The 22,544-nt window shown below is 72.5% G+C and carries 18 protein-coding genes; 9 read left to right on the top strand and 9 right to left on the bottom strand.

All coding sequences use genetic code 11. From position 1 onward, the window contains the following. Positions 1-131 precede the first annotated feature (131 nt). From B2P18_RS04910 to B2P18_RS04890, 5 genes are all read left to right on the top strand, one after another. Positions 132-1,142 (top strand): mechanosensitive ion channel family protein, encoded by a 1,011-nt coding sequence (locus B2P18_RS04910; RefSeq protein WP_286956282.1) that lies wholly within the window; start codon positions 132-134, stop codon positions 1,140-1,142. Between the two features lie 22 nt (positions 1,143-1,164). Continuing rightward, positions 1,165-1,536 (top strand): globin, encoded by a 372-nt coding sequence (locus B2P18_RS04905; RefSeq protein ID WP_286956274.1) that lies wholly within the window; start codon positions 1,165-1,167, stop codon positions 1,534-1,536. Positions 1,537-1,635: 99 nt separating this feature from the next. Next, positions 1,636-3,363, top strand: coding sequence for an alpha-amylase family glycosyl hydrolase (locus B2P18_RS04900; RefSeq protein WP_286956271.1), 1,728 nt, complete (start codon positions 1,636-1,638; stop codon positions 3,361-3,363). 116 nt (positions 3,364-3,479) lie between these two features. Next, positions 3,480-4,298 carry a glycerophosphodiester phosphodiesterase family protein gene (locus tag B2P18_RS04895; protein ID WP_239261664.1) on the top strand — a complete coding sequence of 273 codons (819 nt, stop codon included), beginning with the start codon at positions 3,480-3,482 and terminating at the stop codon, positions 4,296-4,298. After that, positions 4,295-5,701: an MFS transporter gene (locus B2P18_RS04890; protein WP_239261662.1), complete on the top strand. Its 1,407-nt coding sequence runs from the start codon at positions 4,295-4,297 to the stop codon at positions 5,699-5,701. The genes B2P18_RS04895 and B2P18_RS04890 overlap by 4 nt, the downstream gene beginning before the upstream one ends. Here B2P18_RS04890 and B2P18_RS04885 read toward each other — a convergent pair. Together B2P18_RS04885 and B2P18_RS04880 are read right to left on the bottom strand one after the other, a co-directional pair. Beyond that, positions 5,683-6,315 (bottom strand): hypothetical protein, encoded by a 633-nt coding sequence (locus B2P18_RS04885; protein WP_019287766.1) that lies wholly within the window; start codon positions 6,313-6,315, stop codon positions 5,683-5,685. The two genes, B2P18_RS04890 and B2P18_RS04885, sit on opposite strands and share 19 nt — an antisense overlap. Further along, the gene (locus B2P18_RS04880; protein ID WP_019287765.1) at positions 6,312-6,782 is read right to left on the bottom strand and encodes an acyl-CoA thioesterase; all 471 of its coding nucleotides are present in this window, start codon (positions 6,780-6,782) and stop codon (positions 6,312-6,314) included. The genes B2P18_RS04885 and B2P18_RS04880 overlap by 4 nt, the downstream gene beginning before the upstream one ends. Before the next feature lie 55 nt (positions 6,783-6,837). Here B2P18_RS04880 and B2P18_RS04875 point away from each other — a divergent pair, with 55 nt between their 5' ends. Further along, positions 6,838-8,991, top strand: coding sequence for a RecQ family ATP-dependent DNA helicase (locus B2P18_RS04875; protein WP_084412728.1), 2,154 nt, complete (start codon positions 6,838-6,840; stop codon positions 8,989-8,991). 19 nt (positions 8,992-9,010) lie between these two features. Here the strand turns inward: B2P18_RS04875 and B2P18_RS04870 are convergent, their stop codons facing one another. Further along, positions 9,011-9,520 carry an AMIN-like domain-containing (lipo)protein gene (locus B2P18_RS04870; protein WP_286956266.1) on the bottom strand — a complete coding sequence of 170 codons (510 nt, stop codon included), beginning with the start codon at positions 9,518-9,520 and terminating at the stop codon, positions 9,011-9,013. Positions 9,521-9,673: 153 nt separating this feature from the next. Here B2P18_RS04870 and B2P18_RS04865 point away from each other — a divergent pair, with 153 nt between their 5' ends. Then, positions 9,674-10,639 (top strand): acyl-CoA thioesterase, encoded by a 966-nt coding sequence (locus tag B2P18_RS04865; RefSeq protein WP_376783723.1) that lies wholly within the window; start codon positions 9,674-9,676, stop codon positions 10,637-10,639. Between the two features lie 37 nt (positions 10,640-10,676). On the opposite strand, the gene B2P18_RS04860 is transcribed toward B2P18_RS04865, so the two are convergent. The 5 genes from B2P18_RS04860 to B2P18_RS04840 all read right to left on the bottom strand — a co-directional run bounded on the left by B2P18_RS04860 (position 10,677) and on the right by B2P18_RS04840 (position 18,657). Next, positions 10,677-12,416, bottom strand: coding sequence for a pyruvate dehydrogenase (locus B2P18_RS04860; RefSeq protein ID WP_286956260.1), 1,740 nt, complete (start codon positions 12,414-12,416; stop codon positions 10,677-10,679). 175 nt (positions 12,417-12,591) lie between these two features. After that, positions 12,592-14,274, bottom strand: a complete 1,683-nt coding sequence (ettA, locus tag B2P18_RS04855) for an energy-dependent translational throttle protein EttA (RefSeq protein ID WP_286956259.1) — start codon at positions 14,272-14,274, stop codon at positions 12,592-12,594. 108 nt (positions 14,275-14,382) lie between these two features. Then, a complete protein-coding gene (gene ssb / locus B2P18_RS04850; protein WP_286956258.1) occupies positions 14,383-15,015 on the bottom strand; it encodes a single-stranded DNA-binding protein in 633 nt (210 codons plus the stop codon). Positions 15,016-15,250: 235 nt separating this feature from the next. After that, positions 15,251-16,906 (bottom strand): GTPase, encoded by a 1,656-nt coding sequence (locus B2P18_RS04845; protein ID WP_286956254.1) that lies wholly within the window; start codon positions 16,904-16,906, stop codon positions 15,251-15,253. Further along, positions 16,903-18,657, bottom strand: coding sequence for a dynamin family protein (locus B2P18_RS04840; protein WP_286956245.1), 1,755 nt, complete (start codon positions 18,655-18,657; stop codon positions 16,903-16,905). Before B2P18_RS04840 ends, B2P18_RS04845 begins: the two co-directional genes overlap by 4 nt. 202 nt (positions 18,658-18,859) lie before the next feature. On the opposite strand from B2P18_RS04840, the gene B2P18_RS04835 reads away from it, so the two are divergent. Both B2P18_RS04835 and B2P18_RS04830 read left to right on the top strand, forming a co-directional pair. Further along, a complete protein-coding gene (locus tag B2P18_RS04835) occupies positions 18,860-19,801 on the top strand; it encodes a DUF929 family protein (protein ID WP_286956241.1) in 942 nt (313 codons plus the stop codon). Next, the gene (locus B2P18_RS04830) at positions 19,798-20,253 is read left to right on the top strand and encodes a vitamin K epoxide reductase family protein (protein ID WP_286956236.1); all 456 of its coding nucleotides are present in this window, start codon (positions 19,798-19,800) and stop codon (positions 20,251-20,253) included. Before B2P18_RS04835 ends, B2P18_RS04830 begins: the two co-directional genes overlap by 4 nt. Before the next feature lie 123 nt (positions 20,254-20,376). Here B2P18_RS04830 and B2P18_RS04825 read toward each other — a convergent pair whose 3' ends face one another. Then, positions 20,377-22,227 carry a bifunctional metallophosphatase/5'-nucleotidase gene (locus B2P18_RS04825; protein ID WP_286956233.1) on the bottom strand — a complete coding sequence of 617 codons (1,851 nt, stop codon included), beginning with the start codon at positions 22,225-22,227 and terminating at the stop codon, positions 20,377-20,379. Positions 22,228-22,544 lie beyond the last annotated feature (317 nt).

Below are 22,544 nucleotides of genomic sequence, written 5' to 3'. Positions count from 1 at the left end.
CCCAGTCCTCCGGGGCCCCGCGGTGGGGGGGGGCGAGATCGATCAGTTGGGTCGAGGGTGCGTCAGTCGGGGGGTGAGGTGTGTCGGGGGGGTGACAGCGTTCGCCAAGGTCGACCCGCCATGATGGAGGCATGAGTGCCCGCACATCCTCGTCCGTCCTGCAACCGCTCGCCGTGACCTGGGAGTCGGCGTGGACCTGGGCTCAGGGGGCACCCCTCACGATCGTCGCGATCATCCTGGGGGCCATCGCGACCCGGTGGCTGGTCCACCGCGCCATCAACGGATTCGTCAACGGGCTCCTGCTGCGGTCCGAGCGCGTGGAGGCCGCTGCGGTCAACGTCACCCGGGTCGACACCGCCGAGCTCCCGATCATCCGCCGCCAGGCGCGCAAGGCCGCCAAGATCTTCAGCGACCCCAGCATCGTCAGCAGCGCGCGCCAGGAGCAGCGGGTGCGGACGCTCGGCGCCGTCCTGCGCTCGGTCACGACGGTCACCGTCGCCTTCGTCGCGGCGCTGATGGTCGGCGACGAGCTGGGCTTCAACATGGCCCCGCTGCTCGCCTCGGCCTCGGTCGGCGGCGTCGCGCTCGGCTTCGGCGCGCAGAGCCTGGTCAAGGACTACCTGTCGGGGATGTTCATGATCATCGAGGACCAGTATGGCGTCGGCGACGTGGTCGACACCGGCGAGGTCATCGGCACGGTGGAGGACATCTCCTTGCGGCTCACGACGATCCGCGACTTCAACGGGGTGATCTGGTACATCCGCAACGGCGAGATCCTGCGCATCGCCAACCGCTCCCAGGGGTGGTCCACCGCCCTCGTCGACATCCCCGTCCCCGTCACCGAGTCCATGGAGAAGGTCATGCCGATCATCTCGCGCGCCATCCGCGGCATGGACAAGGAGGAGGACTGGTTCGGCAAGATCATCGAGCAGCCCGAGGTGGGTGGCGTCGAGTCGATCGTGGGCGGCGTCGCGACGGTCCGCATCATCGTCAAGTGCGCACCCAACGAGAACGTCCCGGTCGGCCGCGAGGTCCGGTCGCGGGTCATGGCGCAGCTCGGCGCCAGCGGGATCTCGCTGCCGACCATGCCGACCTTCGGTCCCGGCGTGCTGCCCGGAGGCGGCGGGAGCACCGCCAAGTGAGCGGGTGGGAGAGACTGGCGCGGTGACGTTCTACGACGAGGTCGGTGGCGCAGCCACGTTCGAGCAGCTGGTGCGCGAGTTCTATCGCGGCGTGGCCGGCGACCCCGAGCTGCGGGCGCTCTATCCCGAGGAGGACCTCGGCCCGGCGGAGGTCCGGCTGCGGATGTTCCTCGAGCAGTACTGGGGCGGGCCCACGACCTACTCCGAGCAGCGCGGCCACCCGCGCCTGCGGATGCGGCACGTGCCCTTCGCCGTGACCCCGGACATGCGCGACCGCTGGCTGCACCACATGCTCGCCGCCGTCGACACCCTCGACCTGGACGAGACGCACGACCTGCTGCTGCGCGACTACCTCGTGCGGGCGGCGCACTCGCTGGTCAACCGCCTCGCCTGACGCGGTCGTCGAGCCCCTGCGGCAGGGCATCGCGGTGCAAGTTCTTGCAGATGTTGCAGTCGATTTCACACGGGCGCGACGATGCCTCAGCATGGATGGGTGACCCCCGACAACGCCGTCTCTGCCGCCATCCCAGCCACCGACGTCGCCGCCTGGTGGCGGCACGCCGTCATCTACCAGGTCTATCCCCGCTCCTTCGCCGACGCCGACGGCGACGGCATGGGTGACCTGGCCGGCGTGACCGGCAAGCTGCCCTACCTGCGCGACCTCGGCGTCGACGCGGTTTGGCTCTCCCCCTTCTACACCTCCCCGCAGGCCGACGCGGGCTACGACGTCAGCGACTACCGCGACGTGGACCCGCGGTTCGGCTCGCTGGCCGACGCCGAGCAGCTGGTCGCGCGCGCCCACGAGCTCGGCATTCGCGTCGTCGTCGACCTCGTGCCCAACCACACCAGCGACGAGCACGCGTGGTTCCAGGCCGCGCTCGCCGCGGGCCCCGGCTCCCCCGAGCGGGCCCGCTACATCTTCCGCGACGGCCATGGCGAGCAGGGCGAGCTGCCGCCCACCAACTGGCGATCGGTCTTCGGCGGCTCCGCGTGGACCCGGGTCACCGAGTCCGGCGGCGAGCCGGGCCAGTGGTACCTCAACCTGTTCGACTCCAAGCAGCCCGACCTCGACTGGGAGCACCCCGAGGTGCGCGAGGAGTTCCACGACATCCTGCGCTTCTGGCTCGACCGCGGCGTCGACGGCTTCCGCGTGGACGTGGCGCACGGCCTGGCCAAGGACCCGAGCTTTCGCGACTGGGACGCCCACACCGAGATGATCTCGGGTGACGGCGAGGCCCGCCCCACCAACGCCAGCCCCTACTGGGACCAGGACGGCGTCCACGACATCTATCGCGGGTGGCGCCGCGTCCTCGACTCCTACAACCCCGAGGGCGACCCCCAGCGCGACCGGATCCTGTGCGCCGAGGCCTGGGTGTCCCCGATCGAGCGGCTCGTGGCCTACACCCGGCCAGACGAGATGCACCAGGCGTTCAACTTCGACTTCCTGGACTCCCCCTGGCGCGCAACCGATCTCGTCGAGCGCATCACGCGCTCCCTCGAGGCGGCGCAGAGCGTCGGCGCCCCCACGACCTGGGTCCTGTCCAACCACGACGTCGTGCGGCACGCGACGCGGCTCGGCTATCCCGTCGGCTCGCCCCGCATGAACGGCATCGACGCGACCTGCCCCCAGCCGGACGCCGACCTCGGCCTGCGGCGGGCCCGGGCTGCCACGGCGCTCATGCTGGCGCTGCCCGGTTCGGCATACCTCTATCAGGGCGAGGAGCTCGGGCTCCCCGACCACACGACCCTGCCGGACGAGCTGCGCGAGGACCCCGCGCACCACCGCACCAAGGGCACCCCCGAGGCCGAGATCGGTCGCGACGGCTGCCGCATCCCCCTCCCCTGGGTCGGGGGTGCGCCCGGCAACGGGTTCGGTCCCTCGGAGCGCACCTGGCTCCCCCAGCCCGACGCGTATGCCGCCCTCGCGGCGAACCTCCAGGCGGGGAAGCCGGGCTCGACGCTCGAGCTCTATCGCGCGCTGCTCGCCACCCGCCGCGAGCTCGACCTCGGCGTCGGCGTCCTGCACTGGCAGCAGGGGTATGGCGAGGACGTGGTCGCCGTCGTCAACGAGCGCGGCACGGACCGGCTGCTGGTCCTCGCCAACCTCGGCGAGGAGCCGGTCGCGCTGCCCGACGGGACCGAGGTCGTCGTGGCCAGCGGCCCGCTGACCCCCGAGGGGCTCGTCCCGACCGACACCACGGTCTGGGCGCGCACCCGCTGACGACGGTCGGGTGCACGCCCCCTGACGACGGTCGGGTGCGTCACAGATCTTCGGGTTCTCGCCCGAAGATCTGTGACCTGCCCGAGTCGTCGCCCCGCGCGTCGTAGGTTGGCCCCGTGAAGGCTGAGCAGTTCCCGTACTTCGACGCTCCCCGGCCGCTGGCCCTGGCCCACCGCGGTGGCGCCGCCTACGCGCCCAACCACGGGCGGGAGAACACGTTGGCGGCCTTCCGCACCGCCTACGACCTGGGCTACCGCTATCTCGAGACGGACGTCCACGCCACCCTCGACGGGCAGGTCGTCGCGTTCCACGACGGGCGGCTGGACCGGGTCACCGACCGGCGCGGCGCGATCGCGGACCTGCCGTGGGACTACGTGCAGCAGGCGCGGATCGCGGGCGAGTCCGTCCCGCTGCTCACCGAGCTGCTCGAGGAGCTGCCGGACGCGAGGTTCAACATCGACATCAAGTCGCCGGGCGCGGTCGTCCCCACCGCGCAGGTGCTGCTGCAGGCCGGCGCGCTGCATCGCGTCTGCGTCGGGTCCTTCTCCCAGCGCCGGCTGCGCCACGTGCGCGAGCTGCTCGGGCCACGCCTGGCGACGGCCGCCGGTGGCGCGGGGGTGGCCAGCCTGCGGTTCCTGCCGCGCCTGGTGACCCAGTGGCTCAGCACCCCGGCACCGGTGCTGCAGATCCCCCGCACCTACACCCTCGCCGGGCGGTCGGTCGAGCTCGTGACCCCGGCGCTCGTGGAGGCGGCCCACCGGCGCGGCAAGCACATCCACGTCTGGACGATCGACGACGCGCAGGAGATGCACGAGCTGCTGGACCTCGGGGTGGACGGTCTGGTCAGCGACGCCATCGACACCCTGCGCTCGGTCCTGGTCGAGCGCGGCGCGTGGCAGGAACCACCCCGTGGCCCCGTTACCGTGGAGCGGTGAGCCCCGCCGAGACACCGACCACGCAGGGACCGATGGGGCCGGCATACCGGCTGGTCACGATCGTCATGATCGCCCAGGTGACCCTCGTCGCCTTCGAGTCGATGGCCGTCACGACCGCGATGCCGGCGGTCGCCGCCGAGCTGGACGCGGTGCGGTCCTACGGCCTGGCCTTCTCGCTGTTCCTGTCCGCGCAGCTGCTCGGCACGGTGCTGTCGGGGACCTGGACCGACCTGCGCGGGCCGCTGCCCGCCACCCTGGTGGGCCAGGCCGGGCTCGCGATCGGCTCCCTGATCGCGGGGATGGCCGACAGCTTCGCCGTCCTGCTCGTCGGGCGGATGATCGCCGGGCTGGGGGGCGGCCTGCTCGTCGTCGCGCTCTACGTCATGATCGGTCGCGCCTACCCGGAGTCCTTGCGGCCCAAGGTCTTCGGCTGGGTGTCGGCCGCCTGGGTGCTGCCCGCCATCGTCGGCCCGCTGCTCGCCGCCTGGCTCACCGAGGCGCTGTCCTGGCGCTGGGTCTTCCTCGTCGTCGTGCCACCGATCCTGGTCACCGCCGTCCTCACCTGGTCGCGCCGCGCCACGGTGTCGCCCCCCGGGCACGTGGGCTCGGGCCGCGAGCGCAGCACGCACCGGCGAGCCGCCGTGGCGGGAGCCCTGGTCGCCGTGGCCGCCGGTGTCCTGCAGTGGGGCTCGCAGCACGTCGAGCCCTTCCAGCTCCTCCCCGTCGCCCTCGCGGCGGCCGGTCTGGTCGTCGTGGCCGTCGTCGCGCCGAGGCTCGTCCCGCAGGGAACCGTCCGCCTGGCCCGGGGCCTCCCGTCCGTCACCATGTCGCGCTTCCTGCTGGCGGCGGCGTTCAACGGCGCCATCACCTTCATCCCCCTGATGCTCGTCAACGAGCGCGGCACCAGCAGCACCGTGGCCGGGGTCATGCTCACGCTCGGCTCCCTCGGCTGGTCCGTGGGTGCGGCGCTGCAGGGACGAGATGCCTTCGTGCGCGACAGGTTCCGCCTGCTCGGCGCCGGCGGGGCGTCGCTCGCCGTCGGCCTGCTGGGGCTCGCCGCCATCGCCGGCCTCGGGCTGTCGGAGTGGTTCGTGCCCGTCGCCGCCAGCGCCATGGGCGTCGGCATGGGCCTGGCCATGTCCACGGTCTCGGTGCTCGGGCTCGACCTCACGCCCATCGAGCGGCACGGCGAGGTCTCGTCCTCGCTGCAGCTCGCGGACACGCTCGGCTCCGCGCTCGGCGTGGCGCTGACGGGCGCCGTCTTCGCCGGGCTGCACCGCTCGCCGGGCGAGGACGGAGCGGCCTACACGCTGATCTGGGTGCTCTGCGCGACCTCGGCCGCGCTGGTGGTCCTGGCCGGCTCGCGGGCCCGCCCGGTCGACGTTCAGCGCGCGAGGACGTGACCCACCGGCACGGACAGCCGCAACCACCGGCCGCAGCGGTGCAGCGTGCCCGCCTCTCCCGTGAGGAAGCCCAGGGCGTGCGCCCCGAAGGCCAGCCCCGACGGGATGCCCTCGGCCTCAGCCGCTGCCATCGGCCGGGCCCACACCGCGTGCCGCAGCTCGGCGACGGCGAGGGCCCCGGCGCCGCTCCCCACTCCGCGCGCGACGTCGGCGATGCCCGCCTGCGCCGCGTCGTGCAGCTCGGCGCTGGTCACCCGCCCGATCGGCACCCAGCCGGCGCGCGGGGCGCTCTGCCCGGCCCAGGGCGCGCGGACCTCGGTCGGCGGCACCGCGAGGCGGGTCCCCTGGTCGTGGGCGAACCGGTCCAGGAGCGAGCCCAGCGAGACGGTGACGTCGAGGTCGGCGGGCTCCGCGAGACGCATCGTGCGCAGACCCATCACGAGTCCCTCTGCCGCCAGCCCGGACCCGGGCAGGACCGCGGCATACGCAGCCAGCACGGTCCCCTGGGCCTGCAGCCGCATGGCGCCCTCGCGGTCCGCCGCGGCGGCCCGGGCGACGAAGGTGCGCAGGTCCGAGGCGGTCCCCGCGTCGACCAGGGCGAGCGTGCCGGTCACCGGCGCCGCCTCAGGTCGACCGGCTCGCCGAGGTACTGTCCCAGCGTCTCGCGCTGCTCGGGGGTCATGCGACGGGGGCGGGCACCGGCGAAGTCGTACATCACCATCGTCGACTCGGCCCGCGCGTAGACCTGGTCCCCGACGCTCTCGGGGTCCCGCATCACGTAGCCGAGGTCGTAGGACGCTCCCGCGAGCCGCGTCACCCACATGTCGACGGCGACCGGGGCGTGCCGGAACTCCAGCGGCCGGAGGTACTCGATCTCGCTGCGGGCCACCAGGACTCCGCGACCGAGCACCGGGTCGTGGTTGCCGAACCACGCGCGGAAGGCCTCGACGCGAGCCTCCTCCAGGAGCCGGAGGTACTCCACGTTGTTGACATGGCCGTAGGCGTCCATGTCGCTCCACCGGAGCGGCACGGCGACGCGATAGAGGCTCGTCGGGCGGGGGTCGCTGGGGGCGTCGGGCATGGGCCCATCATCACGCACGGCCGGGTCTGTCGGCCCTGGCGTCTAGCGTGTGGGCATGACCAGCAACCAGGCCCGTATGCCGAGCGCGCCCGCCGTCGACGTGGACACCGAGGCCGTGCGCGGGGACGCCACGGCGGCGCTGCGACGCCTGGTCGGGCGCGAGGACGTGGACTTCCGCGACGGCCAGCTCGAGGCGGTGGCGGCGCTGGTGTCGGCGCGCCAGCGCGTGCTCGTGGTGCAGCGCACGGGCTGGGGCAAGTCGGCGGTGTACTTCGTGGCGACGTCGCTGCGGCGCGCGGCGGGGGCGGGGCCGACGATCATCGTGTCGCCGCTGCTGGCACTCATGCGCGACCAGATCGCGGCGGCCCAGCGCGCCGGCGTGCGGGCGGTGACCATGAACTCGGCCAACGCCGACACCTGGGGCGAGGTCGCCGCGGCCCTGGCGGCGGACGAGGTCGACGTGCTGCTGGTGAGCCCGGAGCGGCTCAACAACCCTCGCTTCCGGGACGAGCAGCTCCCCGGGCTGGCCGCCCGGTGCGGCCTCCTGGTCGTCGACGAGGCGCACTGCGTCAGCGACTGGGGTCACGACTTCCGCCCGGACTACCGCCGCATCAAGGACCTGCTCACCGAGCTGCCCACCGACGTGCCGGTGCTGGCGACCACCGCCACGGCCAACGCGCGCGTGGTGTCCGACGTGGCCGAGCAGCTCGAGGTGGGTGGCCACGAGGTCCTGACCGTGCGCGGCTCGCTGGCCCGCGACTCGCTGCGGCTCGGGGTGCTGCGCCTGGGCTCGGCCGAGCAGCAGCTCGGGTGGCTCACCGCGCACCTCGCCGAGCTCCCGGGCAGCGGCATCGTCTATGCCCTGACCGTCTCGGCCGCCGAGGACGTGGCCGAGGCGCTGCGCCAGGCCGGGCACGAGGTCCGGGCCTACACCGGGCGCACCGACCCCGCCGACCGCGAGCAGCTCGAGGGGATGCTGCGCGCCAACCAGGTCAAGGCGCTGGTCGCCACCAGCGCGCTCGGCATGGGCTTCGACAAGCCAGACCTCGGGTTCGTGGTGCACCTGGGCTCCCCCAGCTCGCCCGTCGCCTACTACCAGCAGGTCGGCCGCGCCGGTCGCGGTGTCGCACGCGCCGACGTCCTGCTGCTGCCGTCCGCCTCCGACCGCGACATCTGGTCCTACTTCGCGAGCGCCTCAATGCCCCGGCCCGAGCAGGCCGACGCCGTGATCGCGGCGTTGTCCGCCTCGGACCGTCCGATGTCGACGGCCGCCCTCGAGACGGTGGTCGACGTCCGCCGCACCCGGCTCGAGCTGCTGCTCAAGGTCCTCGACGTCGACGGCGCGGTCCGCCGGGTCCAGGGTGGCTGGACGGCCACCGGGGCGCCGTGGACCTACGACGCGGAGCGCTACGCACGCGTCGCCGAGGCCCGCGAGCGCGAGCAGGACCTGATGCTCGCCTACCAGCGCGGCGAGGAGTGCCGCATGGCCTTCCTCCAGCGCGTGCTCGACGACCCCACGGCCGCGCCGTGCGGCCGGTGCGACGTCTGCGCGGGGCCGTGGTATCCCGAGGGGGTGCCCGAGGGCGCCGTCGTCGAGGCCCGCACCCGGCTCGACCGGCCGGGGGTGCTCGTGGAGCCCCGCGCCCAGTGGCCGAGCGGGATGCCGCGCCTGGGCGTCGAGGTCAAGGGACGGATCGCGCCCGCCGAGCAGGTGGAGCCCGGCCGGGCGCTGGCACGGCTCACGGACCTGGGGTGGGGGCAGCGCGTGCGCACGCTGCTCGCGGCCCCGGACGCTCCGGTCGACGAGGCGCTCCTGCGGGGGTGCGTGCCGGTGCTGCGCGACTGGGGCTGGGCCGAGCGGCCGTTCGCGGTGACGTGGATCCCCTCGCGATCACGACCACAGCTCGTCGAGTCCCTCGCCCGAGGGCTCGCGTCGATGGGGCGGATGGTCGACCTCGGACCGATGGAGCTCGTCGACGGCGGCCCGATCGGCGACCGGGGAGGCAACAGCGCCTATCGCCTCGCGGGCGTGTGGGACCGGGTGCAGGCCGGAGCGATGGTCCGCGACCAGCTCGAGCTGAGCCCCGGGGCAGTCCTGCTCGTCGACGACCTGGTCGACTCCCGCTGGACCATGACCGTGGCGGGGCGGGCCCTGCGTGAGGCGGGCGCCACGAGCGTGCTGCCGTTCGCCCTGGCCGTCTCGGGGTGAGCCGGCCAGGGCGGCCGGGTCACCAGCGGTGCGCGACGTCCACGACGACCCGGTTGTTGGCGCCCGGGCCCTTGACGACGAAGACGCGGTAGGGCAGGCGAGCCCGGGTCACGATGCCGACGGCCTCGACACCGTCCACCTTGCCGGCATAGACGACGCCCCGGACGGTGGAGAAGCTCGTCGGCAGCGCCTGGCCGGGCTTGACCCCCACGGGCACCAGGTTGGTGCGCGAGCCCACGGCGATAACCTGCGGCGACCGGGCGGTGCCGACGTAGCCCGCGACGGTGGCTCCCGTGCGGCCCTTGAGCTCGAAGACCACGCGGTCGTAGCACGCGTGGTGCCCGGTGCGGAGGTCGACGGCGGGTGTGCCGGTGACCGGGCTGGACAGGTTGATGCCCTTGTCCTGGGAGCCCCAGCGGACACGGCAGGACGTGGCCGCGTCGGCGGCGGGCAGGGTGGCGACCGAGACGGCGCCGACCGCGGCGATGGCGGTCGTGGCGGCGGCGAGGCGACGGGTGAGCGCGGACATGATGATCCCCCAGGTGACGGTGACGACGGTGTCGAGGCCGGAGACGGCTGTCGTCCGGCGCGCTCACCGTAGGCCAACGGCGAGGCACCCTGGAGGGGCTCGCCACAAACGTCCCCTGGACGTCATCTGGATGGCCCTGCGGCGGCTATCGTGCTGCAGGTGACGCCACCACAGCCGGACCCCTTCGCCGAGCTCCTCGAGATCCTCGACCTGGACCACCTCGGGACCGCGCGCATGACCGTGAGCGCCCGCACCGACGCCGGCCCCGAGTCCTTCCTCACCGAGCAGATCCTGGGCGACCCCGACCGCGAGATCTATGAGGGCATGAGCCAGTGGCAGCCCCACCGCCGCGTCTTCGGAGGGCAGGTGCTCGCTCAGGCGATCATTGCCGCCGGGCGCACCGTGGGCGCCGTAGCAGGCGGGGTGCCCCGCCCGATCCACTCGCTCCACGCCTACTTCGTGCGGCCCGGGGACGTCGCCAGGCCGATCAGGTTCTCCGTGGAGCGCATCCGAGACGGTCGGTCCTTCTCGACCCGCCGCGTGCACGCCATGCAGGAGGGCCAGGTCATCCTGTCGATGACGGCGTCCTTCCAGGAGCCCGCGGGCGGGCTGGACCACCAGGACGCGATGCCCGACGTGCCTGGTCCGGAGACGCTCCCGAGCGTCGCCGACAAGTACGGCCACGTCGACCATCCCGCGGCCAAGCACCTGGCCCACAGCCGGCCGATCGACCTGCGGCACGTGCGCGAGGACCTCTGGTCCGAGCCGGCCGCCGAGCAGGTGGCCCACCAGGAGCTGTGGCTGCGCGCCGTCGGCACGCTGCCCGACGACCCGCTGGTGCACGCGGCCGTGATGGCCTACGCCAGCGACTACGCCCTGCTCGAGCCCATCATCCGGCGCCACGGGATCGCGTGGATCGACCGGCGGCTGCGGGCCGCCAGCCTTGACCACGCCATGTGGTTCCACCGGCCGGCTCGGGCGGACGAGTGGATGCTCTACACGCAGTACTCCCCCAGCGCGCAGGGTGGTCGCGGTCTCGGGATGGGCCGGATGTTCACGCCCGGCGGCTCGCTCGCCGCCACGGTGGCCCAGGAGGGCATGCTGCGGCTCAAGGGCTGAGCCGCCCCGGCTCCCGCGGCTGCAGCGGGTCGGCGGGTCAGCGCGGGATGTTGCGCAGGTTGGCCCGGGCCATGTCCACCATCTTGCCGACGCCGCCGTCGAGCACGGTCTTGGTGGCTGCGGACGCGAAGCCCGTCACCTGCTCGAGGGTGATCTCGGGCGGGATCGACAGCGCGTTGGGGTCGGTCACGACGTCGACGAGCACGGGTCCGGGCGTGGCAAGAGCCCGGCTCAGACCCTCGCGGACGTCCTTGGGGTCGGTGATGCGGATACTCGTGATGCCGCAGCCCTGGGCGATGGCGGCGTAGTCCACGTGCGCGCGGTCCGTGCCGTAGTCCGGGAGGCCGTCCACGAGCATCTCGAGCTTGACCATGCCGAGCGTGGAGTTGTTGAACACCACGATCTTGACGTCCAGCTGGTGCTCGGCGACGGTCACCAGCTCGCCCATCAGCATCGACAGCCCGCCGTCGCCGGACATCGAGATCACCTGGCGCCCGGGCTGGCTCGCGGCAGCGCCGATCGCGTGCGGCAGGGCGTTGGCCATCGTGCCGTGGTGCCAGGAGCCGAGGACCCGGCGGCGCCCGTTGGGCGTCAGGTAGCGCGCCGCCCACACGTTGCACATGCCGGTGTCGACGGTGAACACGGCGTCGTCGGAGGCCAGGTCGTCCAGGATCGAGGCGAGGTACTCCGGGTGGATCGGGACCATCGTGTCCACGTCGCGCGTGTAGGCCTTGACCACCTTGTCGAGCGTCGAGGCGTGCTCCTTGAGCATCCGCTGCAGGAAGCGCCCGTCCCGCTCGCGCCCGAGCATCGGCAGCAGGGCCTCGATGGTCGCGTCCACGTCCCCCTCGACCGCCAGGGACAGCGTGGCGCGACGCCCCAGGCGCTCGCCATACCGGTCGACCTGCACGATCACCGTGTCCTGCGGCAGGAACTGGTCGTAGGGGAAGTCGGTGCCAAGGAGCAGGACGAGGTCGGCCTGGTCCATCGCCTCGGCGCACGCGCCGTAGCCGAGCAACCCGCTCATGCCGACGTCGTAGGGGTTGTCGAACTGGATCCACTCCTTGCCGCCGAGGGCGTGGCCGACGGGTGCCTTCAGCGCGTCGGCCAGCGCCATGACCTGGTCGTGGGCGCCGCGCACCCCGGCCCCGACGAAGAGCATGGGCTTCTTGGCCCGGTCGAGCAGGCGAGCCAGGTCCGTGACCACCGCAGGGTCCGGGACGTGGCGCGGCGGACGCTCCGAGGTGTGACCGAGGGCGGGGGCCTCGACAGCAGGCTCCTCGGCGACGTCGCCCGGCAGGACCAGGACCGAGACGCCGCTGCGGGCGATGGCGGTCTGGGTGGCGATGTGCAGGATCCGGGCGGCCTGGCGAGGGCTGTTGGCAACCTCGGCGTAGTGGCTGCACTCCGCGAACAGCTGCTCGGGGTGGGTCGCCTGGAAGAAGTAGGTGCCGATCTGCGGCGACGGGATGTGGCTCGCGATGGCCAGGACCTTGGCGCCGCCGCGGTTGGCGTCGTAGAGGCCCTGGACGAGGTGGGTGTTGCCGGGGCCGCAGGACGCCGCGCAGACGGCGAGCCGGCCGGTGAGGCGGGACTCGGCGGCGGCGGCGAAGGCGGCGGCCTCCTCGTTGTGGACCGCGAAGAACGAGATCTCACCATCCCGGCGGATGGCGTCGGTGACGGGGTTGAGGCTGTCCCCCACGAGCCCGTAGATGCGTTGCACCCCAAGGGACTTCAGGTGAGCGACGAGCTGGTCGGCGACGGTGGGCTTGGCCATGCACGAACCTCCTGGGAGTAGGACGGTCGGCGTCGCGGACGTGCGGCGTCCTCCTCCCCCTACCCCGCCCCGCGAGCCTTCATCGCCCACGGCGCGGACCATCTCGTATGCCGAGAGCCGCACCCCGGACGCCCGGAAGCGGGCTCGGGGTGCGGCTCTCGCGCGACCGCGGAGGTCAGTCGCGCGTCAGCTTGCGGTAGGTGACGCGGTGCGGACGGGCGGCGTCCTCGCCAAGGCGCTCGATCTTGTTCTTCTCGTAGGCCTCGAAGTTGCCCTCGAACCAGTACCACGCCGAGGGGTCCTCCTCGGTGCCCTCGTAGGCCAGGATGTGCGTCGCGACGCGGTCGAGGAACCACCGGTCGTGGCTGATGACCACGGCGCAGCCGGGGAACTCCAGCAGGGCGTTCTCGAGGGAGCCGAGGGTCTCGATGTCGAGGTCGTTGGTCGGCTCGTCGAGCAGCAGCAGGTTGCCGCCCTGCTTGAGGGTGAGCGCGAGGTTGAGGCGGTTGCGCTCGCCACCGGAGAGGATCCCGGCCTTCTTCTGCTGGTCCGGGCCCTTGAACCCGAACTGCGAGACGTAGGCGCGCGACGGGATCTCGACCTTGCCGACCTGGATGTAGTCGAGGCCGTCAGACACGACCTCCCAGAGGTTCTTGTCGGGGTCGATCCCGGCGCGGCTCTGGTCGACGTAGGAGATGTCGACGGTGTCACCGACGCGGACGCTGCCGGAGTCGGCCTCCTCCAGGCCGACGATGGTCTTGAACAGCGTCGTCTTGCCGACGCCGTTCGGCCCGATGACACCGACGATGCCGTTGCGGGGCAGCGAGAAGGACAGGCCGTCGATGAGGACCCGGTCGCCGAAGCCCTTCTTGAGGTCGTTGACCTCGATCACGGTGCTGCCGAGGCGCGGGCCCGGCGGGATCGTGATCTCCTCGAAGTCCAGCTTGCGCGTGCGGTCGGCCTCCGCGGCCATCTCCTCGTAGCGCTGCAGGCGGGCCTTGGACTTGGCCTGACGGCCCTTGGCGTTGGAGCGGACCCACTCGAGCTCGCTGCGGAGTCGCTTCTGGAGCTTCTGGTCCTTCTTGCCCTGCACCTCGAGGCGCGCGGCCTTGGACTCGAGGTACTTGGAGTAGTTGCCCTCGTAGCCGTAGAGGCGGCCGCGGTCGACCTCGCAGATCCACTCCGCGACGTTGTCCAGGAAGTACCGGTCGTGCGTGACGGCCAGGACGGCGCCGGGGTAGGACGCGAGGTGCTGCTCCAGCCACAGCACCGACTCGGCGTCGAGGTGGTTGGTGGGCTCGTCGAGGAGCAGCAGGTCGGGCTTGGACAGCAGCAGCTTGCACAGGGCGACGCGGCGGCGCTCACCACCGGACAGGACGGTGACGTCGGCGTCGCCGGGCGGGCAGCGCAGGGCGTCCATGGCCTGCTCGAGCTGGGAGTCCAGGTCCCACGCGTCGGCGTGGTCGATGTCCTCCTGGAGCTTGCCCATCTCCTCCATGAGGGCGTCGAAGTCGGCGCCCTCGTCGGCCATCTCGGCGGAGATCGCGTTGAAGCGGTCGACCTTGGCCTTGATCTCGCCGACACCCTCCTCGACGTTGCCGAGGACGGTCTTGTCCTCCGTCAGGGGCGGCTCCTGCAGCAGGATCCCCACGCTGTATCCCGGGGAGAGCCGGGCCTCGCCGTTGGAGGGCTGGTCCAGCCCCGCCATGATCTTGAGGATCGTCGACTTGCCGGCACCGTTGGGGCCGACGACCCCGATCTTGGCTCCGGGGAAGAACGACATCGTCACGTCGTCGAGGATGACCTTGTCACCGACGGCCTTGCGGGCCTTGGACATGGTGTAGATGAACTCCGCCATGCCCCTCAGGCTATCGGTCGCCGGCCAGGCTCAACGAATCCGTCGACGCTGGTCGCGCGGTGCTCCGGTCAGGGCCGGGCACCGCGCGACCTGCGCGTCCCTGACACCTCAGGCGAACGACGGCTCGCGCTCGGTGACGACGCCGTCGGCATCGACGTCGTAGTCCTCCGTGTCGTCGACGCCCTCGACGTGGGCGTGGGCGTCGGCACCGACGCCCGACACCGCGTCGGTGCCGTCGGGCAGCCCGCCCTCGAGCCCGCTGCCGGCGTGCCCGCCGTAGCCGTCCGCCTCGGGCAGCCCGGACGGCTCCGCACCGTCGGGCAGGGCGCCGCGGTCGTTGGCCGCCGCGACCTCGGGGTCGGCCATGCGGTCGGTGCCGGAGCTGTGGACCCCCTTGGTCACGTCGGCGAAGGCGAAGGTGAGGTCCGGGCCCACGGAGTGGGCGTCGATCTCGACGTTGGTCCCGCGGCGCTCGCCCTGCTCCCAGTCCGTGACGCGCAGGCGGCCGCGCACGATGACGCGCGTGCCCTGCTTGAGCGTCGCCGCGCAGTTCTGGCCCAGCGACCGGAAGGCCGTGACCCGGACGAAGTTGGTGTGACCGTCGCCCCAGCCGCCCTCGCGGTTGCGCTTGCGCTCGGTGCAGGCGATCCGGAAGGCGGCGAACGCGTCGCCGCCCTGGGTGAACCGCAGCTCCGGGTCGGCGCAGAGATTGCCGGTCACGGTGATCATGGTCTCGTGCATGAGGTGTCCTCCTGGTCGGGTCCTCCTCGTCGGAAGGACGTCGTGGACCCAGGGTCGGACGGGCAGGGCGCGGGTGCCAGGGCCTGCCGGCAGCCTGTGGACGACGACGCGGAATGCCGCGACGCCGCCGTCCCCTGTGGACGACGGCGCCGCTCCGGGCCGGAGCCCTGGCGATGCCTGGGCTGGCGAGCACGCTGAGCTGGCGGGCAGGGCTGGCTGAGCTGGCGGTACTCGGCTAGCCCTTGATCGCCTGGTCGAGCAGCTCGCGGGTGCGGCCGTGCCGAGCGAGCACCGCGTGCACCTCGCTGACCAGGCGCTCCTGCGCGACGTCGTGGATCGCCGCGTCGAAGCGCCGGCCGATGCCGTCGCGGCGGCGCCGGGCGCCGGCCCTGGCGATGGCCCGGCCGAGCGCCGCGAGCAGGAGCCCGAGCAGGAGGCCACCGACCAGCATGAGCAGCGGGTAGGGCAGGATCCCGACAGTGGGGGGCTCGGGCACCGGCAGCTGGGCCCAGCCGAGGCCCATCAGGACCAGCAGCCAGACCAGGCCCGCGACCGCGACGAGCGCGAACAACCACTGCAGCCCGTTGAACACGCTCCACCACAGCGGCCGTCGAGCCCGCAGCGGCACCTCGAGCACCGTCTGGTCGAGGGAGTCGACCAGGTCGTTGTCCTCGGGGGCGGCGGCCCGGTGCACGGCGTCGGCCCAGCGGGTCGGCAGGCCCTCGGAGGCCACGTCGGCCAGGTGGCGGGTGGCCAGGTCCACCGAGGCGCGGGCGGCCGGGGTTGGCGGCGGCAGCGAGGACCGGCCGATGGTGCGGCGCACGTCGGTGGCCTGGATGCCCAGGTCGTTGTCCTCCTTGAGGCGAAGCCGCTTGAGCGGGTCGGGCCGCAGCGCGTGACCCCAGCGCGTGAACGGCCATCCTGTCGTCTGCGCGGCCTCGCGACGGTAGTCCCGCTCGACCGCCTCGAGGACGACGGGCACGCCGGCCGCGCGTCCGAGGGCGGCGACCAGCTCGTCGGAGGGCCCGTCCGGGAGCTGCGGGTCGGTGGACCCCACCTCGTCGCGCAGCTCCTCCGCGGAGGCGCGCAGGTCACCCGTGAGCCGGCGCTCGGCGGCCGTGCGTGACGAGACCGCCTCCGCGAGCCGCTGCTGCAGGACGTCCAGGCCCATCCCGGTGCGGGCCGACGTGGGGATCACCTCGGCCGACGGGATCCCGTCGTCCGCGAGGATGCGGCCCAGGTCGGCGGTGCACTGCTCCACCCCCTCGGGCGACAGCCGGTCGGCGTGGTTGAGCACGACCACGGTGACCGCGTCGTGCTCCGAGAGCACCTGGATGTAGTCGTCGTGCAGGCGGGCGTCGGCATACTTCTGGGGGTCCGTGACCCACACGAAGACGTCGACCAGCTGCAGGACGCGGTCGGCCTCGGCCCGGTGCGACTGGGTGCGCGAGTCGAAGTCCGGCAGGTCGAGCAGCACGAGCCCGTCGAGGTCGGCCGCGCGCCCGTGGACGGGGTCGGTGGCGACGCGGTGGCGGGCTCCGACGCCGAGCCAGTCGAGCAGCGGCGTCGCGGGGTCGTCGCCCCACACCGCGGCGCTGGCCGTCGAGGTCGTGGGCCGGCGGGCGCCGACCCGCGAGACGTCCTCGCCGACCAGGGCGTTGAAGGTCGACGACTTCCCCGAGCCGGTGGCGCCCGCGAGCGCCACGACCGTGTGCGACCCCACGAGGGCGGTGCGCTCGCGGGTCTGGTTGACGATCCGGCGGGCCGGCGCCACCGCCTGCTCGCTGAGCTCGGCGCCGCCGGTCTGCAGCGCCTCGGCGAGGATCCGCGCGCGCTCGGTAGCGGGGAGCGCGGTCTCCTCGGTCGTGCGACGTCGCAGGATGCTGGTCATCGGGCCGCCCTCACGCTCACGGCGGCCTGGGCCAGGTCGCTCGACTGGTTGGTGTCCACCGCAACGTCGTCGACCGCCTCGAGATAGCGGCGCTCCTCGTCGGCGTACAGCGCCTGGACCCGGTCCATCAGGTCCCGGCGAGCCTTGCGGGCCAGGTCGCGCACGGCCTGGTCGCCGAAGATCGCCTCCAGGATGCGCTGCCCGAGGACGGCGGAGCCCGCGGCGATCCCGCCCTCGGCGCCCGTGAGCCCGCTGGTGTGGGTGAAGACCACGAGCATCAGCACCACGGACAGCGCGTTGACGCCGTAGGCGAGGACGCGCGCGGTCGTGCGCTTGTCCTGGCCCTCCTCGCGGATCATCGCGAGCAGGTCGGACTGCCAGTCGCGGACCAGGCGGTCGACGCGGTCGGGCAGGTCGACGGAGGACATGCCGAGCCCCGTGCGGTGCGCCAGCAGGACCTCGCCGCCGGGCGCGTTGCGCCACTGGCGACGGACGTCGGAGGCGGCCCGGTCGGCCTGGGCCTGGATGAGGGAGGCGACACCGGACTGCAGCACCTCGCCGAGCTGGTCGGCGGGCTGGGGCTGGCCCTTGACCGCGGCGGTGATCCGGTCGCGGATCCGGCCGATGCCAGACTCGATGGTGCGCAGGAACTCGCCGGTGCCCACGAACTCCTGCCAGCGGGCGAGCACCTCGCCCCGCAGGAGGGTGCCGTCGCTGACCCCGAGCTCGACCCCCTCCAGGGCGTCGTCGTAGGCCCGGTCGGCCGCGCGTCGCAGCCCCGAGGCGGCCATCTGCTGGTCGTCGCTCGCCTCGACGAGCCCCGTGACGCGGCCCGAGAGCGAGTCGAGGGCGCCCGACAGCGTGCGCCGGACGACCGTCTGGCGGGCCACGGCGTCCTCCGCGAGGGTGGCCAGCCAGCGCCGCAGCGGACCCACCTCGCGCTCGGGCAGCAGGCCGCCCTCCTCGAGGACCGTCTCGCGGACCGTGAAGATGGGGGCGCCCTCCAGCCGCTGCTCGGCCAGCATCCGCGCAAGGTCCTCGCGGACCTCCACGACGGCCTCGTCGGGCACGCGGTCCAGGACGATCGCGACCGAGGTGCCGCGGTCCCCGGCCTCGCGCAGGAGGTCCCAGGGCACGGCGTCGGCATACCGGGCCGCCGTGGTCACGAAGAGCCACAGGTCGGCGGCGTTGAGCAGCTGCCGCGACAGCTCGCGGTTGGCGGCGACCACGGAGTCGATGTCGGGGGCGTCGAGCAGGGCCAGCCCGGCGGGGAGGGAGTCCGAGGTCACCAGGCGCACCGAGCTCATGTCGTCGTCCGCGGTGCCCTGGCTGTCGCTGCGGCCGGTGAGCCGGCCGAAGCGCGGCAGGACCTTGGTGGTGAACCACTCGCGGTCCGCCTCGTGGTGCACGAGGACGGGGGCCCGGGTCGTGGGCCGCAGCACGCCGCTGCGCGACACCGTCTCGCGAACGACGGAGTTGACCAGGGTGGACTTGCCCGAGCCGGTGGACCCGCCGACGACGACCAGGAGAGGCGCGTCCAGCGCCGCCAGCCTCGGTATGACGTAGTCGTCGAGCTGGGTCACCAGGCTGGTGCGGGCGGCGCGAGCCTCGGCGGTGGAGGCCAGCTCGATCGGGAACTGCGCCCGGTCGACGACGGTCTTGAGGTGTGCCACGGCATCCGGCAGCCGGTCGTTGCCACCAGGCGCCGGGCTGTCCACCATCTCCACGAGTCCCCCACGGGTTGCGATCACGGATCGTCACCACGGCACGCACGTTCGGGCCCTGGGCGTTGCGCACATTCTGACAGGAACCTCCCCGTTTCGTCGGATCTTCGCCCTGACGAGTCCCTCCGGGGTTTCCCCTGGTGGGCTCGATACACTCCCCCGGAAGGCCGACGCGCGTGACGGACCGTGACCCGCCCGGCGTCCACACCCCACCCGTGCAGGAGCCCCCTTGTCCGCCAAGAAGAACCGCGCGAACAACGCCAAGCAGGCCGCCCGTCAGCGTGCCGCCGAGATCCGCGCCCAGCAGGAGGCGGCCGAGCGCAAGCGGCGGCTCCTCATCGCCGCCGTCACCTCCCTCGTGGTCCTCGCCATCATCGGCGCCATCGTGGCCGTGGCCGTGCTCAACAAGGACAAGCCCTCCCCCGCCGCCGCGGGTGCGGTCAAGCTCGACGCCGCCGCGCTCTCCTCGATCAACGACGTCCCCGCGACGGCCTTCGCCGCCGCGGGCGTGAGCGACCAGATCACGAACGGTCCGAAGCGGGTCAAGGACGCGCCCGCCGCCACCCGCGAGGGCAAGCCGCAGGTGCTGTACGTCGGTGCGGAGTACTGCCCGTACTGCGCCGGGCTGCGCTGGTCCACGGCGGTGGCCCTCGGGCGTTTCGGCCAGTGGACCTCCCTCACGGAGAGCAAGTCCATCCAGGAGTCCGGCCTCGACCCGCTGTCGACCGTGTCCTTCAGCCAGCAGAACCACGGCGCTGCGTACACGAGCGACACCCTGGCGTTCAACGGCTACGAGACCACAACCTCCGAGCAGCGCAACGGTCAGTACGTCAAGCTCGACACCCTCGAGGGCGAGGACGACGTGACCTTCAAGAAGTACGACTTCCCGCCCTACGTGCAGGGCAGCGGTGGCTCCATCCCGTTCCTGTCGATCGGGGGCAAGACCTTCCAGTCCGGCGGCATCTTCGACGTCCGCGTCCTCGAGGGCAAGACCACCCAGCAGATCGCGACCGCGCTCAAGGACCCGCAGGACGAGACGACCAAGCAGATCCTCCCCGGCGCCAACGTCATCACGGCCGCCATCTGCGAGCAGACCGGCAACAAGCCCGCCGACGTCTGCTCCTCCGCCCCTGTCAAGGCGGGTGCCGCCAAGATCCAGGACCACCAGTGACGTCCGGTCTGCCCGGCTGGCTGCGCTCGGGAGCGCTGCTGCTGTCGCTGGTGGGTCTGCTCGCGTCGGCCTACCTGACCTACGAGCACTTCACCGCGAGCGCGACGCTCGCCTGCCCCGAGGGCGAGGTGCTCAACTGCGCCAAGGTGACCGAGAGCCAGTACGCGACCTTCCTCGGCCTGCCCGTGGCGCTCGTCGGTCTCGCCTACTTCGTCGTCGTGACGCTGCTCTGCCTGCCGGCCGCGTGGCGTCGTGCCGACCTCGACCTGCCGCGCCTCGTCCTGCTGGGGGTCGGTGTCCTGATGGTCTTCTACCTCGTATGGGCCGAGCTGTTCGGGATCGGGGCGATCTGCCTGTGGTGCACCGTGATCCACGTCGCGACGGTCCTGCTGTTCATCCTGCTCGTCTTCGGCCGGGCGCTGGCGCCGCGCGCCGCTGAGGCAGGCCGCTGAGGCACGCCGCTGAGGCACGCCGCTGCGCCCACCGAGCAGCGAGGCGCCCCGCCCCCGGTGAGCCCGGGAGCGGGGCGCCTCGTCATACGGCAGGGACGACGAGAACGACCTGCCCGTGCATCGTCAGCGCAGGACGATGCGGTCCAGCGGGCCCGGGGTGTAGGGCGAGCTCGCGGCGAGGTAGGCCGCGAAGCCGTCGATGTCCAGGCCGCCGATGAGCTTGCCCGTCGCCTCCTTGAAGACCGGGAAGCCGTCGCCACCGTCCGACAGGAAGTTGTTGGTCACGATGCGGTAGGTCTGGCTCGCGTCGTTGGCGACCGGCTGGCCGCCGATGGTGACATTGCTGATCGCCCCCGCCGCGGTCCGCTCGTAGCGGAAGCCCTTGCTGACCTGCAGCACCTTGGGGAAGGACGCGTTGGTGCCCGTGAACTGCTGGCCGAGCAGGGTGTAGATCTGCGCGCCCGTCATGTCCATCGAGACCAGGTAGTTGTTGAACGGCTGGACCTGGAAGGCCTCCTCGTAGGTCACCACGCCGTCGCCCTCGGCGCCCGACGCCTTGTAGGTGAGGTCGGTGCGGATGCCGCCGGGGTTCATGAAGGCGACGACCGGCTTGACGCCGTTGCTGACCACCGACGGGTCGGCGAGCTGGGCGTCGGCGATGAGGTCCCCGAGCGCCGACTCGCCGGCGGGGTTCTGCGTCCTGGTGACGTCCGTGGTGATGCGGCCGAGCACCTTGCTCGCGATGGGCTTGACCAGCTCCTTGTACTTCGCGATCAGGGAGCTGACCGCGGGGTCCGGCGTGACGGTGCGGGTGACGATGCGGTTGTCGACCCGGACCGAGCTGCGCACGATGTCACGGGACTTCGTGTCGTACTTCATCCGGGCGTCGGTCACGAGCCGGCCGAAGGACAGCGCCGAGGTCACGTAGCGCGGCCGGCCGTCCGGGTCGGGCACGTCGCACACGTAGGACTGGTGCGTGTGCCCGGTCATGACGAGGTCGATCTTGGGCGAGAGGGTGCGGGCGATCGGCAGGATGTCGCTGTTGGGGTCGAGCTCGCCGCCCTTGCCGCAGACGGCGTCGTAGGCCGGGTTGACGGGGTAGGTCTTGCCGTCGGGGGCCTTCCACTGCTGCTGCTTGAGCGAGCCGCCCTGGTGCACCATCGCGACGATCGCCTTGACGCCCTTGCGCTGCAGGTCGCGGGCCGCGGCGTTCATCGTCGACACCTCGTCGCGGAACTCGAGACCGGCCACGCCGGCCTGGGTGACGATGTTGGGGGTGTCCTTGAGCACGGCGCCGACGAAGCCGACCTTGACGCCGCCGACCTCCTTGATCGTGTAGGCCGGCAGGACGGTGCGGTTGGTGCCCTTGTAGAACACGTTGGCCGCGACCATCGGGTAGTCCGCGCCCTCGAAATCGCCGGCGGCGCAGGAGTTCTGGTTGTCCTTGCCGTCGCCGTCGTCGAGGCAGCCGCCCTTGATCAGGCGCAGCATCTCGCGGTAGCCCTCGTCGAACTCGTGGTTGCCAATGGTCCCCACGCCGACGCCCATGAGGTTCATGGCCTCGATGGTCGGCTCGTCGTGGAACGCGGCGGACAGCAGCGGGGAGGCGCCGACCTGGTCGCCCATCGCGGCGGTGATCGTGCGGGTCTGGCCCTCGCGCAGGGTCTTGAGGTGGGTGGCGAGGTATGCCGACCCGCCGGCGTCGACCGTGACGTCGACCGGCTTGCCGGTGGTGGGGTCGAGGCGGTGGTCCACGACGACCCGGCCGCTGGAGCCCGTCGGGCCCTCGAGGTTGCCGTGGAAGTCGTTGAAGCCGAGGATCTGCAGGTCGACCAGCTTGTCCTTGCCGGGCTTCTTGCCCTTGGCGTCGGCTCCGCCCTGGTCGGCGGGCGCCGCGGCGGCGGTGGTGGCGGACGCGGCCAGCACCAGCCCCGCGAGGGCGGCGGCGGCACGCGTGGTGCGCACTCGAGACATGTCACTCCCAGTGGACGGCACGCTCTCGTCGTCGGGAGCGTGCAGGTGGTCCGGCCCCTGGGGTGGGGGCCGGCGAGATGAACGCTAGCCTCGGCCTCCGACAGACCGTCAAGACCGCCACCGGGTGACATCGCGGCATCGGCCCGGTGAACAGGGTGCCGGGCCGCCCGTGGAGCCGCCACCGTCGGTCACCCTGCGTGATCCGTGCGCGCCGACCGGGCGGTCATCGTCGGACAAATGCCTCTCCTTTCCGCAGGTGCGGGGACCGCGACGACCGGGGGCCCCTACGGTCGTTGACGGACCAGACAGCAGGGGCG

This window comes from Arsenicicoccus sp. UBA2120 (assembly GCF_002330965.1).
Lineage (GTDB): Bacteria > Actinomycetota > Actinomycetes > Actinomycetales > Dermatophilaceae > Arsenicicoccus > Arsenicicoccus bolidensis.
The sequence above is the reverse complement of the archived record's forward strand: the minus strand, read 5'-3'. Positions and strand labels throughout refer to the sequence as shown.